Origin of the sequence: Veillonella parvula (genome assembly GCF_040097785.1) — a bacterium.
In the GTDB taxonomy this organism is placed as follows: Bacteria; Bacillota; Negativicutes; order Veillonellales; family Veillonellaceae; genus Veillonella; species Veillonella parvula_D.
In genome coordinates this window covers 294,132-308,348 of record NZ_JBBNNS010000003.1, presented here as the reverse complement: position 1 = coordinate 308,348, position 14,217 = coordinate 294,132, and the positions used below count along the sequence as shown (strand labels likewise).

General features: G+C 39.1%; 16 protein-coding genes and 2 riboswitches. Of the genes, 3 read left to right on the top strand and 13 right to left on the bottom strand.

The window, feature by feature from the left end; genetic code table 11:
* Positions 1–57: 57 nt before the first annotated feature.
* The gene (locus AAA071_RS07625) at positions 58–1,230 is read right to left on the bottom strand and encodes a cyclopropane-fatty-acyl-phospholipid synthase family protein (RefSeq protein WP_316584269.1); all 1,173 of its coding nucleotides are present in this window, start codon (positions 1,228–1,230) and stop codon (positions 58–60) included.
* A gap of 353 nt (positions 1,231–1,583) precedes the next feature.
* Here AAA071_RS07625 and ychF point away from each other — a divergent pair, with 353 nt between their 5' ends.
* Positions 1,584–2,690 (top strand): redox-regulated ATPase YchF, encoded by a 1,107-nt coding sequence (gene ychF, locus AAA071_RS07620; RefSeq protein ID WP_316581475.1) that lies wholly within the window; start codon positions 1,584–1,586, stop codon positions 2,688–2,690.
* Between the two features lie 78 nt (positions 2,691–2,768).
* Here the strand turns inward: ychF and AAA071_RS07615 are convergent, their stop codons facing one another.
* The 7 genes from AAA071_RS07615 to AAA071_RS07585 all read right to left on the bottom strand — a co-directional run bounded on the left by AAA071_RS07615 (position 2,769) and on the right by AAA071_RS07585 (position 6,662).
* Positions 2,769–3,005: a CsbD family protein gene (locus AAA071_RS07615; protein ID WP_316581474.1), complete on the bottom strand. Its 237-nt coding sequence runs from the start codon at positions 3,003–3,005 to the stop codon at positions 2,769–2,771.
* A gap of 78 nt (positions 3,006–3,083) precedes the next feature.
* Complete coding sequence (locus AAA071_RS07610; protein WP_012863894.1) at positions 3,084–3,323, bottom strand: GlsB/YeaQ/YmgE family stress response membrane protein; 240 nt, start codon at positions 3,321–3,323, stop codon at positions 3,084–3,086.
* Positions 3,324–3,480: 157 nt separating this feature from the next.
* On the bottom strand, positions 3,481–4,188 hold the full coding sequence (locus AAA071_RS07605; protein ID WP_316581473.1) for an NAD(P)H-dependent oxidoreductase: 708 nt from the start codon (positions 4,186–4,188) through the stop codon (positions 3,481–3,483).
* Positions 4,189–4,307: 119 nt separating this feature from the next.
* Positions 4,308–4,565: a putative Se/S carrier protein gene (locus tag AAA071_RS07600; RefSeq protein WP_004693822.1), complete on the bottom strand. Its 258-nt coding sequence runs from the start codon at positions 4,563–4,565 to the stop codon at positions 4,308–4,310.
* A 124-nt stretch (positions 4,566–4,689) separates the two neighbouring features.
* The gene (yedF, locus tag AAA071_RS07595; protein WP_316581472.1) at positions 4,690–5,289 is read right to left on the bottom strand and encodes a sulfurtransferase-like selenium metabolism protein YedF; all 600 of its coding nucleotides are present in this window, start codon (positions 5,287–5,289) and stop codon (positions 4,690–4,692) included.
* Between the two features lie 128 nt (positions 5,290–5,417).
* Positions 5,418–6,449, bottom strand: coding sequence for a selenide, water dikinase SelD (gene selD, locus AAA071_RS07590; protein ID WP_004697987.1), 1,032 nt, complete (start codon positions 6,447–6,449; stop codon positions 5,418–5,420).
* A gap of 9 nt (positions 6,450–6,458) precedes the next feature.
* Positions 6,459–6,662, bottom strand: coding sequence for a DUF951 domain-containing protein (locus AAA071_RS07585; RefSeq protein WP_005387793.1), 204 nt, complete (start codon positions 6,660–6,662; stop codon positions 6,459–6,461).
* A gap of 750 nt (positions 6,663–7,412) precedes the next feature.
* Here AAA071_RS07585 and rbr point away from each other — a divergent pair.
* A complete protein-coding gene (gene rbr / locus AAA071_RS07580) occupies positions 7,413–7,958 on the top strand; it encodes a rubrerythrin (protein ID WP_004693830.1) in 546 nt (181 codons plus the stop codon).
* A 155-nt stretch (positions 7,959–8,113) separates the two neighbouring features.
* Here the strand turns inward: rbr and thiM are convergent, their stop codons facing one another.
* The 3 genes from thiM to thiW are packed head-to-tail and all read right to left on the bottom strand — an operon-like array spanning position 8,114 to position 10,960.
* Complete coding sequence (gene thiM, locus AAA071_RS07575) at positions 8,114–9,634, bottom strand: hydroxyethylthiazole kinase (protein ID WP_278622201.1); 1,521 nt, start codon at positions 9,632–9,634, stop codon at positions 8,114–8,116.
* Between the two features lie 13 nt (positions 9,635–9,647).
* A complete protein-coding gene (gene thiD, locus AAA071_RS07570; protein WP_004697995.1) occupies positions 9,648–10,481 on the bottom strand; it encodes a bifunctional hydroxymethylpyrimidine kinase/phosphomethylpyrimidine kinase in 834 nt (277 codons plus the stop codon).
* A complete protein-coding gene (thiW, locus tag AAA071_RS07565; RefSeq protein ID WP_004698006.1) occupies positions 10,481–10,960 on the bottom strand; it encodes an energy coupling factor transporter S component ThiW in 480 nt (159 codons plus the stop codon). Before thiW ends, thiD begins: the two co-directional genes overlap by 1 nt.
* Before the next feature lie 64 nt (positions 10,961–11,024).
* Positions 11,025–11,119: riboswitch (TPP riboswitch) on the bottom strand.
* Between the two features lie 81 nt (positions 11,120–11,200).
* Positions 11,201–11,306: riboswitch (TPP riboswitch) on the top strand.
* Between the two features lie 52 nt (positions 11,307–11,358).
* Between thiW and cytX the strand changes: the two genes are divergently transcribed.
* Positions 11,359–12,558: a putative hydroxymethylpyrimidine transporter CytX gene (gene cytX, locus AAA071_RS07560; protein ID WP_316581471.1), complete on the top strand. Its 1,200-nt coding sequence runs from the start codon at positions 11,359–11,361 to the stop codon at positions 12,556–12,558.
* A gap of 135 nt (positions 12,559–12,693) precedes the next feature.
* Here cytX and AAA071_RS07555 read toward each other — a convergent pair whose 3' ends face one another.
* The gene (locus tag AAA071_RS07555; RefSeq protein WP_038125778.1) at positions 12,694–13,323 is read right to left on the bottom strand and encodes an ATP-binding cassette domain-containing protein; all 630 of its coding nucleotides are present in this window, start codon (positions 13,321–13,323) and stop codon (positions 12,694–12,696) included.
* Positions 13,324–13,331: 8 nt separating this feature from the next.
* Positions 13,332–14,000 (bottom strand): molybdate ABC transporter permease subunit, encoded by a 669-nt coding sequence (modB, locus tag AAA071_RS07550; protein WP_278618475.1) that lies wholly within the window; start codon positions 13,998–14,000, stop codon positions 13,332–13,334.
* Positions 14,001–14,217 lie beyond the last annotated feature (217 nt).

Genomic DNA, 14,217 nt, shown 5'->3' with positions numbered 1-14,217 from the left:
AAGAGACCATCTTAAGATGGTCTCTTTTTTGTCCTATAAGTCTATTTTTACTCTTAATTAATACCAACGTGTTAACGGCAGCTCGTTCGTAACACCTTTTGTCATCAAAATTTGATGCAAGTCCATATTACCGATGTAGAAACCTGCCGCACATCCACAAAGATACAAATCCCACATGCGTACGAATTCACTGCCTCGTTTCACTTCTACTTGCTCACGGACACCTTGGAAATTGTTATACCAATGCATTAAAGTCTTATAATAGTGATACCGTAAACTTTCAACATCGATGACATTCATGTCATAGTCATAAGCGAGGCTGACCATTTCGCGAAGGGACGGCAAACATCCGCCCGGGAAGATATATTTACGAATCCAAGCACTTGTTTCCTTTTCAGATGGGTCACTGATATAGTGAAGCAGGAACAAACCACCGTCTTTAAGCATATCCGATGCGTCCTCCATATACAGAGGAAAATTAGGCCGCCCTACATGTTCAAGCATGCCGATGCTGACAATACGGTCAAAGGTACGCCCGGAAGCTGCTACGTCGCGATAATCTATAAGTTCAATCTCAACCTGTCCTTCAAGGCCATATTCTTTAATGCGTTCCTGTCCTTTTTTCCATTGTTCTTCGGAAAGAGTACACCCATAGCCCTTAACCCCATATTTACGAGCCGCTTCAATGAGAAGGAATCCCCATCCGCAACCGATATCAAGTAAAGTCATACCCTCTTTTAAGTACAATTTATCGAGAATATGATGAACCTTTTGATATTGCGCATCTTTGAGACTATCATTCTCATGCTTAAAATACGCACAGGAATAGCTCATGGTTTCATCGAGCCACAATTTATAAAATTCATTGCCTAAATCATAATGGGAAGATACTTGTTGTTTTTGATCTTTCTTTTTAAGACCTGCATTAAAGAGCGAGCTAAGTACCTTACGATTGATAGAGTCCTTACCTACATGACCAAGGACTACACAAAGGGCTTTAAACAAATCCCCTTCAATTTCGATATCTTTACGCATGTACGCTTCACCGAGGGCGAGTTCTGCGGATATTAACAAATCCTTTTTGGGAATATCGCGATTAACGATGACGGTAAACTCGGATTCTCCGTCACCGATTGTATATTCATTATCTCCAATTTTTACGGTAAAACAATGATCATTAAAGCGTTCTAAATAATGGACTAAGAAACTATCAAATAGCTTGGAAAACATACTGAACTTCCTTTCCTATTAGCTTTCACTATATAGGTTTAAAAATATATACATTAACATGATTGGATACATTCCATACCCTATTAATATATACACCTATAAATTATATCTATATAGTTACGGCGAATAAAAATCTATATTAATCCTATATTTTAATATGAACTTATCACATTATTTAAGTAATATATTTAACTCTATTTATATTATAGCACTTTGAAATAATCTATTTTATATTTATTGAGTAATACCATCCTATTAGTATGGTATAATATTTATTTGATAAGGTTTATAACAAACTATTGCTATAAACTTTCACAAAGAACGAAATCAATTTGTTAATAAAAGGTGGTACCATGAGCACAAATTTAGAAGTAGGCATCGTAGGCCTTCCAAATGTTGGTAAAAGTACATTATTCAACGCTATCACAAAAGCGGGCGCTGAAGCTGCCAATTATCCATTCTGTACAATTGAACCTAACGTAGGTGTCGTTGACGTTCCAGATAATCGTTTAGCTGTATTGGCTGAAATGTTCGGTTCCAAACGCATCCTCCCTGCTGCTATGCGCTTCGTAGATATTGCTGGCCTCGTAGAAGGTGCATCCAAGGGCGAAGGTTTGGGTAATAAATTCCTTAGCCATATCCGCCAAGTAGATGCGATAGCACAAGTTATTCGTTGTTTCGATGACCCTAACATCACTCACGTTTCTGGCTCTATTGATCCAATTCGCGACATCGAAATCATTAATACTGAGCTCTGCCTTGCAGACCTTGAGTCCGTAGAAAAACGCAAACAACGTATTGAAAAAATTGCTAAATCTGGCGACAAAGATGCGCGTGCTGAATTACAATTGTTAGAACGCATCATCGAAGGTCTTGGCGAAGCGAAACCTGTTCGTGCACAAGGTCTTGAAGAAGAAGAATTGGAAATGATTAAAGAGTTAACATTGCTTACAGCAAAACCATCTCTTTATGTAGCCAATATTTCTGAAGATGAAGTATCTGATTACTCTTCCAACGAATATGTAAAACGTGTAGAGGAATATGCGAAAAACGAAGGCGCTGGCATCGTTGTTGTGTCCGCTCGTATCGAATCTGAAATTGCAGAGTTATCCGATGAAGAGTCCACTGCATTCCTTGAAGATCTTGGTCTTGAAGAATCTGGCTTAACAAAACTTATCAAAGCAAGTTATGCCCTCTTAGGTCTTATCAATTACTTCACAGCTGGTGAAATGGAAGCTCGTGCTTGGACAATCGTAAATGGCACAAAAGCACCTCAAGCTGCTGGTAAAATTCACTCGGATATTGAAAAAGGCTTTATCCGCGCTGAAATCGTATCCTTTGACGACTTACAAGCTTGTGGTAGCCAAAATGCAGCTAAAGAAAAAGGCCTCGTACGCCTTGAAGGTAAAGACTACGTTATGAAAGACGGCGATGTAACCCATTTCCGCTTCAATGTATAAACAAACTTATATAACAAAAACCAGTAAATCTCAGGATTTACTGGTTTTTTTATTACTAATTATAACCTTTATATAATATTATTTATCGTCTTTATGAAGAACATTTTTGACGCCACTAATCGCACCATCTACAGCATCTTTAACATCTTCAGCTGCTTTTTTGAGATCTTCAGCAACATCATGTGCAGCCTCTTTAACTTTTGCAGCTGTATTTTCTACAGCGCCTTCTGCTTCCAATTCTTTGTCACCAGTTAATTTACCGGCATTTTCTTTTAATGCACCTTTAGCTTGATTTAATTTATCTTCTAATGCCATAATTATGAATCCTTTCATATAAAATCATTTTTAATTATGTTAGCTATATATGTTATCTATACTTTTAAAAATAGATTACTATCCCTTTTTCCCGAAGAAAAACGAAACAACAGCAACAACAATTACAGCGCCAAGAACAGAAGGAATTAATGCCATGCCAGCTAAACTAGGACCCCATGTGCCAAATATTGCTTGACCTACAGACGAACCAACTAAACCAGCAACAACATTGGCAATAATGCCCATTGCTCCACCTTTGTTAGTGATGGCTCCTGCAAGAAAACCGATAAAACCACCAACAATAATTGACCATAACATACGATCACTCCTTCCTATTTAATCAATATATTTATAATATCCTACCAAATTATATGGGCTTTATAAATATAATAAATAATTTGTATATTTATAATATACCATTCATTTCTAAAGATTAGATGAAGAAATTCGATGTAGTTATAAAAGTCACAATCGATTAAACTACGGTAACAATTTCATTCATTGTACGACGTGTTTTATTTCGATGTGGTTCTTCATCACGATAACCAAAGGCAGCCATCACAGCAATGCCAAAATGCTTTGTATCAAAAAGACCTAATTCATCACCTAAGAGCACTGTCATCTTATCTTGATTAAAGCCTTCCAATGCACAGGAATCAAGACCTTCATAAGCAGCCATAGTCATCATGTTAGCCATTACAATATACACTTGCTTTGAAGACCAATCAAAGGCAGCACGATCAGACTCAAATGTTTTATAGTCTTCAGTTGTGAACTGAGCATATTTTTCTTTATAAATAGCATCGACTTCAGCAGGTAATTGTTTCACCTCTTCTTGAATGTAGCGTACATAAGGAGAATCAAATTCCAAATCCACCTTTTTACGTGTTAAGAACACTACGAAATGACTCGCTTCAAGACCAGCTTGAATGCCCCAACCATAAGCCTTCATCTTTTCACGGATTTCAGGATTTTGAATAACTAATAATTGGTAAGCCTCAAAACCTAAAGAGGTTGGAGACAATCGCGCCGCTGTTAAGATACCTTGCCAATCATCATCAGAAATCTTTTTAGTACTATCAAATTTCTTACATGCGTAACGATATATCATAGCATATTCTAAATCTTTACGATTAAATTTAGGGGCTGTTAATTTTACATTTTCTATTTCAAATTTACTCATATATACCTCCATAATTAATATCTGTAATTGATAAAATATATCATGTTTCTATAGTACCACACTCATCGTTCAAGTTATATGAAGATGAACAGTAAAGTAAAAAAAAGCCTAGACAACGTCTAGACTTTATACGGTACAGCTAGCTCGCCCTTTTCATACCAAAATAAGCCAGATGTACTAATTTTATGTTCTTTTAAAATGGTCTTTACTTGATCCACTATACTTGAGTCTATTGCAATAGATAAACCGCACATATCGTAAAGCTCTGGGGGGGTGGCCATCAACTGATGAGGCACCTCTAACTCGGTTAATACTTTATCCGCTTTATCACCAAAATAATAGGATGTAAAAACGACAAGTAATTTTTTATTTTCCAATGCCTCACCTCCTACCAAAGTAGATACGATTAAATGTCTTTCATCTCAATGATTCATTCTAGAAATAAGAAATCTACTTTAAATCAGTAGCTCTAAATCGATATATCAAAATAAAATACTAATATTATAGCTTAACAATATTATCTCCAAGGATTGCATCTGTAATAGCGTACATATTTGTAATACTACCTACGCCAACATTTTCTTTTTCACCATAGAAATCTAGGCAAATGCCACAGGCTGCAATTTCAACACCTGCATCAGCTAGCTTTCTAATATTTTCCAAATGAACAGAATCGTTAGTTACCATCTTAACACTGCTATTAATGAAATAGATCTTAGATGGTTTCACATCGGCTTCTACCATGCACACCCAGAAGGTTTTCATCAAATTTCGGCCAAGCTCTTCACTACCTTCACCAAGATAATCCTTCGTCATCAAAATGACGCGATTTCCATAGTTCATAGGTTCACAACTTACTTCCGTTACCGAATTTGCATTTGGTGTCATAGTAAGATAAAAATCCTTGCCATCTTGGCGAATACCTACACCATAACCACGAGACTTACCAAACTTCTCTACATTATCGCGGCTCACTTCATTATCTACAATTGTAATAATAACAGCATTTGGATTCGCATCACTTACCTTCTTAGTTTCAATAACAGGTTTTGGACACAAGCTACCGCGCACATCTACCGTTAATTCCTTTGTATTGCTCATCATACACCTCTATATACATTATATAATTTGTGAAAGTATCAGCTATCAGCTATCAGCTATCAGCTATCAGCTAATAATAATTTAATTAAATATCTATCCTCAATAGTATAGACCTGATTTTTATAATTTTATTCTGTAACGCGTACCGCTAAACCACTGAAGCTTTCAACAGTACCCACAATAGCAGCACAGTCAATACCCGCCTTATGAAAGGCCTGAACAAGCGGCTCACCTTCGCTAGCAGGAACAGAGAATAGTAACCCACCAGAGGTTTGAGGATCAAATACAATATCCGACCATATAGGATCCAAGTCCTCATCAACTTGTACTTCAGTTATAGCCTTGCGATTACCATAAGATGCAGCCGGAATTAACCCCATTTGAGCCGCCTCGATGACATCATCAAAAAGAGGGATGTCGTAAACTTTAATATGAATCGTCACATTAGAAGCACTCGCCATTTCTACGGAGTGTCCCATGAGGCTAAAGCCTGTAACATCTGTACAAGCATGAACTGTAAAGTTATGCGCCACCTCAGCCGCTACACGATTTAAAGTACTCATACTAGTGACGGCCTGTTCCGTGCCTACAGGGAATAAATCTGCTTTCAACGCATTATTCATAATACCTGTACCAATGCGTTTTGTTAGCACCAACACGTCCCCTACTTGAGCACCTTTATTTTTCCAAATCTGATGGGGATTTACTTGACCAGTCACAGACATCCCAAAGATAGGTTCCTTATTTTCAATGCTGTGTCCACCTACGATGGCTGCACCAGCCTCGGCTACAATCGAACCAGCCCCATTTAACACATCCGTCAAAACACCTTGCTCGACGAGAGGAACCGGAAAGCCTACGATATTCATCGCTGTTAAAGGAGTTCCACCCATAGCATACACATCGCTTAGCGCATTAGCAGCTGCAATTTTACCGAATAAACCAGGATCATTAACCATAGGTGTAAAGAAATCTAAGGTTTGCACCAATGCAAAGGTATCCGAGATTTGATATACACCTGCATCATCGGCACCAGTCATATCTGCGAGAACATGTTCGTTAGTAACGGGTGTTACAGCTTTCAGCACACGGTTTAATATATGAGGCCCAATCTTACACGCGCAGCCTCCACTTGTCACATAATCAGTAAGTCGTACCATAATCCCTCCTTACTCATTTTCCGGCAATCGAGAGATGATTTTCTTAACAGCCTTTTCAAATTTAGGGCGCGGCATCAAGAGTTGATGACCACATCCATTACATACGATGAGAAAGTCTGTACCAATTCGCTTAACTTCCCACTCATCACTGCCGCAAGGATGTGATTTTTTCATCTTCACTACATCGCCTACGTAATATCTAACGAATGCCATAGCGCCTCCTTTAACTTCTGTCAGTATTTATATATTTATTATACATAAAATAGTTGATTCTATAAATATATCCTGATTCTATAGTTCAATCGTCTATTACATAACCATAAAATTTTCGCCCTAAATATATAATGTACAGATTTGATATGTCTGCTGTTCTTATAATTAAAACCATAACACAAGAAAAATAGTATTATATAATCACCAAAAGATCACAAAAATGTTTATCTTAATCATTATATTTTATAGGGAAATATTAGTGCATCTAAAGAAATCAACATTAATAACTAAACAATAATGATTTTTCATTTAGTTATCATTCTCAATATCAAAATAAAGATTTTTTATAAATCCCATACTATTCAATCTTTATAAACCCACATTTTTACTACATTGATAATATTTATCATTTAGAAAATTTTCGAAATAAATTTTACAAAAAGACTTGCATTTCTCATTTAGTATGTTACAATATAGTCAACAATGATTATTCGTTAAGTATACGGATAACACATTGTATATAAAACTGTTAAGACGGCAAGTGCCGAAACACACAAATAAGTAAGTACTATTTTAAGAGTTAAGCAAGTGTCTATTTAATCTAAGAATAAGTTTTCTTACTAAGGCGAAGTCGCCCTCGAAATTGATAGAATAAGTATTCTATTCCATTGCATTCACAACCAAGTGGTTATGAATATATACGTTAAGTAACAATTTTGAAAATTATCGTAAGTACAAAGGAGTATTAAAATGGCAGAATTAAAAGGTTCTAACACTGAAAAAAATCTTCAAGCAGCATTTGCTGGCGAATCCCAAGCATTCCAAAAATATACATTCTACGCTAGTGCAGCTCGTAAAGCTGGCATGAACGAAATCGCTGACTATTTCGAAGAAACAGCTCACAACGAATCTGCACATGCTAAATTGTGGTTCAAAGCTCTTCATGGTGGCGATATTTCCGCTGATATCGAAGCTAACCTTCGCGATGCAGCAGCTGGTGAAAACTACGAACATACTACAATGTACAAAGAATTCGCTGACGAAGCTGAAAAAGAAGGCTTTGCTAAAATCGCTTTCCAAATGCGCGAAGTTGGTAAAATCGAAGCTCGTCATGAAGCCCGTTACCTTGCATTAGCAGCTCAAGTATCCGGTAACAAAGTATTCCACAATGACGAACCAGTAGCTTGGATCTGTGCTAACTGCGGTTACGTACACGTTGGTGAAGAAGCTCCAAAAGTTTGCCCTGTATGTGCACACCCACAAGCTTTCTTCCACCGTTTCGTTGAATCCATCTAATCTATAAGTACGACACTAACTAGATTAATAACCTGTAAGTACAGATTTTAATAAAACTATACCTGTAAGTACAATCTAAACTTACAGTAAGTACTGACAACTTCCTTAACAAAAAGACGATGACATTTGTCATCGTCTTTTTTTGCATTCTTTTGCTAGATTTTTATTTTATCTACTAAATTTTTAAATTCTTCTGCTGCTTCATATGGATTATCTGCATGAGCAATAGCAGATATTACGGCTACTCCACTGGCACCAGCTTGCAAAACAGGCGTTGCGTTAGCTAACGTAATCCCACCTATACCAACACAAGGTAATGTTAAGCCTTCTGCTCGTAACTCAGTAATACAATCTGGTCCGCATGGCTCTTGTGCATCAGGTTTGCTACTTGTAGCATACATAGGACCTACACCGACACAATCTGCATACACTACATCAGTCTTATGAAGTTCCTCCACAGAATGAATGGATATACCAACAACCTTATTTCCTACAAGATTACGAACGTCTTCTAAACGCATATCCTCTTGTCCTACGTGAACACCATCAGCATTAACAGCCACTGCTAAGTCTACATCGTCATTAATAATATAAAGCACATTATACATAGCACAAATTTCTTTTAACTGCTGAGCTAATTCTAGTTTCTGTTGTCCTTCTAATGTTCCTATGCCCTTCTCTCTAAACTGAAAGCATGTAACGCCACCCCGACAAGCAGCTTCAACAGTGTCCAATAAATGTCTTTCATTAAATCCTACATCCTGTGTACCACTAATAAAATATACCTTTAATTGATCAGGTACAACTACGGGGCGTATTCGATTTTTAGATAAAAGCATCGCATCATCGAATTCATATAAGGCATCCATAAATGCCACACTAAAGATGCCAGGTTTTACACCGCTCACCTTAACCGCACTTTCACCAGCAAGTCCATAGTAAGCCAGTGCATACGCAAGAAACTCACCGATAGACAGGTTATCCATAAATGGATAATAGGAACTAAAGAATGCAGCTAAGACAGCTCCTAATAGACAGCCGGTCCCTGTTACCGCTGTCATGATTGAGTGACCATGAGGAACTGCAAATACGCGAGTTCCATCAGAAACGTAGTCCTCTTCCCCCGTTGCGACGACAGGACAGTTAATTTGGCGTGCAAGACGATACGTTATAATTGCGCTATCCTCAACTTGTTCTCCATCTACACCCTTACCCGAAAGAGAACTATCAATCTTATGATTTGTATTAAGAGCATCATAGATGGCTTTAATTTCACTTTGGTTCCCTCGTAGCAACGAAATAGCACCAGTTTTAATCAAGTCTAAAACAACAGATAATCGATAAGCCCCGGCGTGACAACCCACAGGGTCTAGTATAATGGGTACCTCATGAGCCTTCGCTAATTTAACAGCCTCTTTGTAATAAGTAACCTTATCTGGTGTAACGGTCCCAATATTGATGAGCAGTGCAGAAGCATGAACGATAAGGTCTTTTAAGTCTTCGCTACACTCACTCATCACGGGTGATGCACCGATGGCTAGCAAACCGTTAGCTGTAAAGGTCCGCACCACATCATTGGTAATACAAATAACAAGAGGATTTTTTTTGCGTAGAGACTCTAATATATTCAGTTCGGAACAATTTGAACCATTTATATTTGGATTGTTGTAGGTCATATAACTATCTCCTCTAGTCATTTTTCAAAAGTTCATCCATCGTTTGAGGGCCATTTACCAATAACCCATAAGCCATATGATTAACAGGTCCACAGCCATTTCCAAGTGCTGGATTATGCTTAATCGCAAGGGAAATATAGTTCTTTGCAATGCCAATTGCATCCATTACATCACGCCCTTTGGCGAGCTCTGCCGTAATAACCGCCGAGAAGGTGCAACCCGTACCGTGAGTATGAACAGTATCATATTTAGGACTTGTCCACGTACGCACATCTCCATCTTTGGTGAAAGCATAATCCGTAGCATCATCTCCAATATGGCCGCCTTTTATAATAACCACTCGAGGTCCTAATTCATGTAAAATACGCTTAGCTGCTGTTGTAATGTCACTTTCACAAGAGATAGACATATCCGCTAACACCTCTGCCTCGCTACGATTAGGTGTAATAACTGTAGCGACCGGAATGAGTTTAGATTTTAAGAAATCGACGGCCTCATCCGATACAAGTCGATCACCGCTGGTGGCAATCATAACTGGATCCATCACATAAGGGATGTTCTTACTCACATAAGGATAGATGAGATCCATCATCTCTGGTAAAGCAATCATACCTGTCTTAACGGCTTGAGGAAGAATATCTGAATATACATCGTGTAACTGTTTTTCTATGCTTTCTAGCGATAGGTGTTCTACGTGGTGAACCCCTGTTGTATTTTGGGCTACTACGGAGGTAACCACTGCCATACCATATACATGGCGGCTTTGGAATGATTTTAGATCGGCCATAATGCCAGCGCCACCACTAGGGTCGGTACCGGCAATTGTTAATGCTGTATGTAGTTTCATTATGCCTCCTTATGTAACAAATTACGTCGAGATAAGATTTGTAATACCACGAAGCCAATACAAGCTCCGCTAATAGAACTCATGGAGAAAGAGGTAATCAAGGTCAACAAGGCCAATGGTTTGCCTAGTAGAAAGTTAGCAATTGGATAGCTAATAAAAGCCCCGAGAATACCTGTACCTATGATTTCTCCTAGAGCCGCCGCCCATATGGAATTGTATTTCTTATATAAATAAGCAGATAACCAAGCCCCAATCATGCTACCAGGAAAGGCTAGCGGAGAGCCTAGTGCTAGTACATTACGTAAGCAAGAGGTACTAAAGGCTGCGCCTACGGAGAATCTCGCCCCAACTATAACGGCTAAGATCACATTTATCATATGTTGAAATGGAAAAATTCGGGCCGGGCCAATGGGAATCGACGTAGTCGATAAGACGACACCTAAGGCTACACATATACTAGCAATAATCAGTTTTTTCATAATACCTCCAACTAAATAAAAAATGAGACCACCTCAAATGGAATGGTCTCGTAATAGTTTGGTATTATGTTTCATTCCACTTCCCTACGCCAGTATTATCTGGATCAGGTCTAGGGTTTTGAATGATCAATCTCAGCAAAAGCACCCCTAGTGGCCATATATTTTTATACTCTAGTTATAACATCATTATACAATCTATGCAACAAAAGAATTGACGGTTCTCCCACCACCTCGTATAATGAAGCCATAATGGGGTGCTCACACGAGTGGGCTGAGAGTAAGCTAATGCTTTAACCCATAACCTGATTTGGATAATGCCAACGTAGGGAACATAGAGGATTAAAAGCCGAGTTCCCATGAGCTCGGCTTTTTCTATGACTTCCTGGCAAGGAGGACGTATGACAGATACACACATTACACAACCACAGTTCGCCATGATATGGTTTGGTGCCGCCCTATCTATAGCGGAGATTATGACCGGCACCTATCTGGCACCCTTAGGCCTCACTCAAGGACTATATGCCATCATCTTAGGCCATATCATCGGCGGTATTCTGCTCTTTGGAGCAGGACTCATCGGTGGCCGTTTGCGGCAAGGCAGTATGAACACGACAGCCTTTAGCTTTGGTCCCTTAGGGGCAAAGGGCTTTGCCTTTTTAAATATGGTCCAACTCATCGGTTGGACTAGTATCATGATTTACGATGCCATGCTTGCCTTACAAGAACTGGCGCCCCTATCTCCTATGATTTGGACTATTGCTATTGGGGCGCTCGTCATTTTATGGCTCTTCATCGGCCTCCATAATACGGGTTATGTGCAAGCCATCGTATCTCTTTTATTACTAAGTCTTACCTTTTATATGGGGATGCATATGATCGCTCAATGGCCTAGTGAAAGCAACCTTGTTTCAGATGGCTCAATGAGCTTTATAGCCGCCCTCGAATTATCGATTGCTATGCCATTATCTTGGCTGCCCCTCATCAGTGACTATACGCGTGAAAGTAAACATCCTTTCACCGCATCACTTACAAGTGCTACAATCTACACGGTAACGAGTATCGTCATGTATACCTTAGGTCTTAGTGCGGCCATCTTTGGTGGTGGAGACTCTATTATTACCATTATGATGAATGCAGGCCTTGGCCTAGCAGGGCTCCTCGTAATTATCTTCTCTACTGTCACTACAACCTTTATGGACGCTTACTCTGCAGGTGTTTCTAGCACCACAATCTATAATAGTGCATCTAGTAAGGGCATTGCAGTTATTGTTACCATCGTTGGCACTATTGCAGCTATCTTGTATCCGATGGACGATATTACAGACTTCTTATACCTCATCGGATCTGTCTTTACCCCAATGATTGCCATCTTGCTAGCGGACTACTTTATGAATCGTCAACAAGTGCAAACTCTATCGGCTTTTTTAGTACGCGGCACAATTTGGGCTGTATCGGTCGGTTTATATCACTATATGTTACACAGTGAAAGCACCGTAGGTGCTACATTACCAGCCTTTACAATGGCCTTTATCATAACTACTATCATTGGTTTCGTAAGTAAAGCAGTAAAGGTCTCTACAGAAGTTAAACAACCATAATAGGATATATACAACAAGCATCCAAGATAGGAGACTAACTAAATAGGAACTGCTATATAAACAATAAAACCCCTTTAGGAGCAATAACTCGTATGAAGGGGTTTTGTTATTTAGATTCTTTTATTTACATTATTGTTATTTAGATATTTGAATTTGGCCTTCTTCACAGGTCCAGTGCCGATCTCCAACCATTTCGGCTTCGCTTTCATCATGGGTAACCCATACACAAGGTACATCCCACTCGCGAATAATGGACACCAAATCTTCGCGCACATGCTTTCGCAAGTTCCAATCTAAAGCAGATAAAGGCTCATCAAGAAGCAAGATAGTCGGTTTAGAGTAGAGCGCACGTCCCAAAGCAACTCGTTGCTGTTCGCCACCAGACAGACTGCCAGCCTTCGTTTTGCGATATTTCTCAAGGCTTAAACGCTGCAATAGACTATTGCACATGTCAGGTGTGCCTCGTTTGCTATAGGTAATATTATGTTCCACAGACAAATGAGGGAATACGATGTTGCCTTGTGGCATATAGCCTACCTGACGTTTTTGAGCGGGAACCCAAATCTTATTATCTCGATCCACCCACGTTGTTTCATTACAGTGAATACTACCTGTAGTGGGTTTTACCAGTCCTGCAATGCATTTAATGAAAGTACTTTTACCACTGCCAGATTGACCTGTCAAAACGGTAATACCAGAAGGAAGTACCCCATCGGCTTTCACAGTCACAGAAGGTCTAGCTACGGTAAAGGAAAATGTAATCATCGGACCTCCTAATTATTATCAATGTGACGGAACAAGGACCCCTTTGTGATGAGGTGAATCCCACTCAACAATGCCAATGTGAGCACACAAATATAGATAACTAATTCAAAAGCATCCATGTACTGCCCTGCCTCTACGTAAGAGTAGATAGCAAGTGGCATGGTGCGCGTTACCTTTGGAATATTACCGGCAATCAAGATTGTGGCACCGAACTCGCCCATAGCACGACAGAAGGCTAAGATACTGCCCGTCAAAATGCCTTTCCAAGCGAGTGGTACGGAGATAGTAAAAAAGATACGTAACTCTGAAGCACCTAATGTACGCGCTACGTCCTCCATATTATGATCGACGGATTGCAATGCTGAACGCACCGTTTGATAAAACAGCGGAAATGCAATTACAGAGGAGGCTATCACGGCACCGGATGCAGCAAAAACAACACTCATATCATGAGCTTCAAGCCAAGCACCAAACGCATAACCTGGAGTAAATACCATAAGTAACGCAAAACCAACAACTACCGGAGGCAGTACAAGTGGCAAGGTAATAAGTGCATCAAGAATGGCAATACCACCCCACTTGCAACGGTTCATCCAGTAACAAGTCGCTAAGCCACTTAAAATAACTATAATAAGAGCTATACTTGCCACCCATAGCGACAGCCATAATGGACTCATGTCACGCCCCCTTTCTATACACAACAACTCTAAAGTATGTGCTATATCTATTAATTCAAAAATACTTTTCAAACAAATTATATGCACAAAATCATATCATATGCTAGATTATTAAGCACTCATCACTACAAATGAGTAAAAGAAAAAGCATACAGTGAGCAATCATAAGATTAGTAATATCAATAATATCTCTATTGTATCATAAGAAAACGCTAGC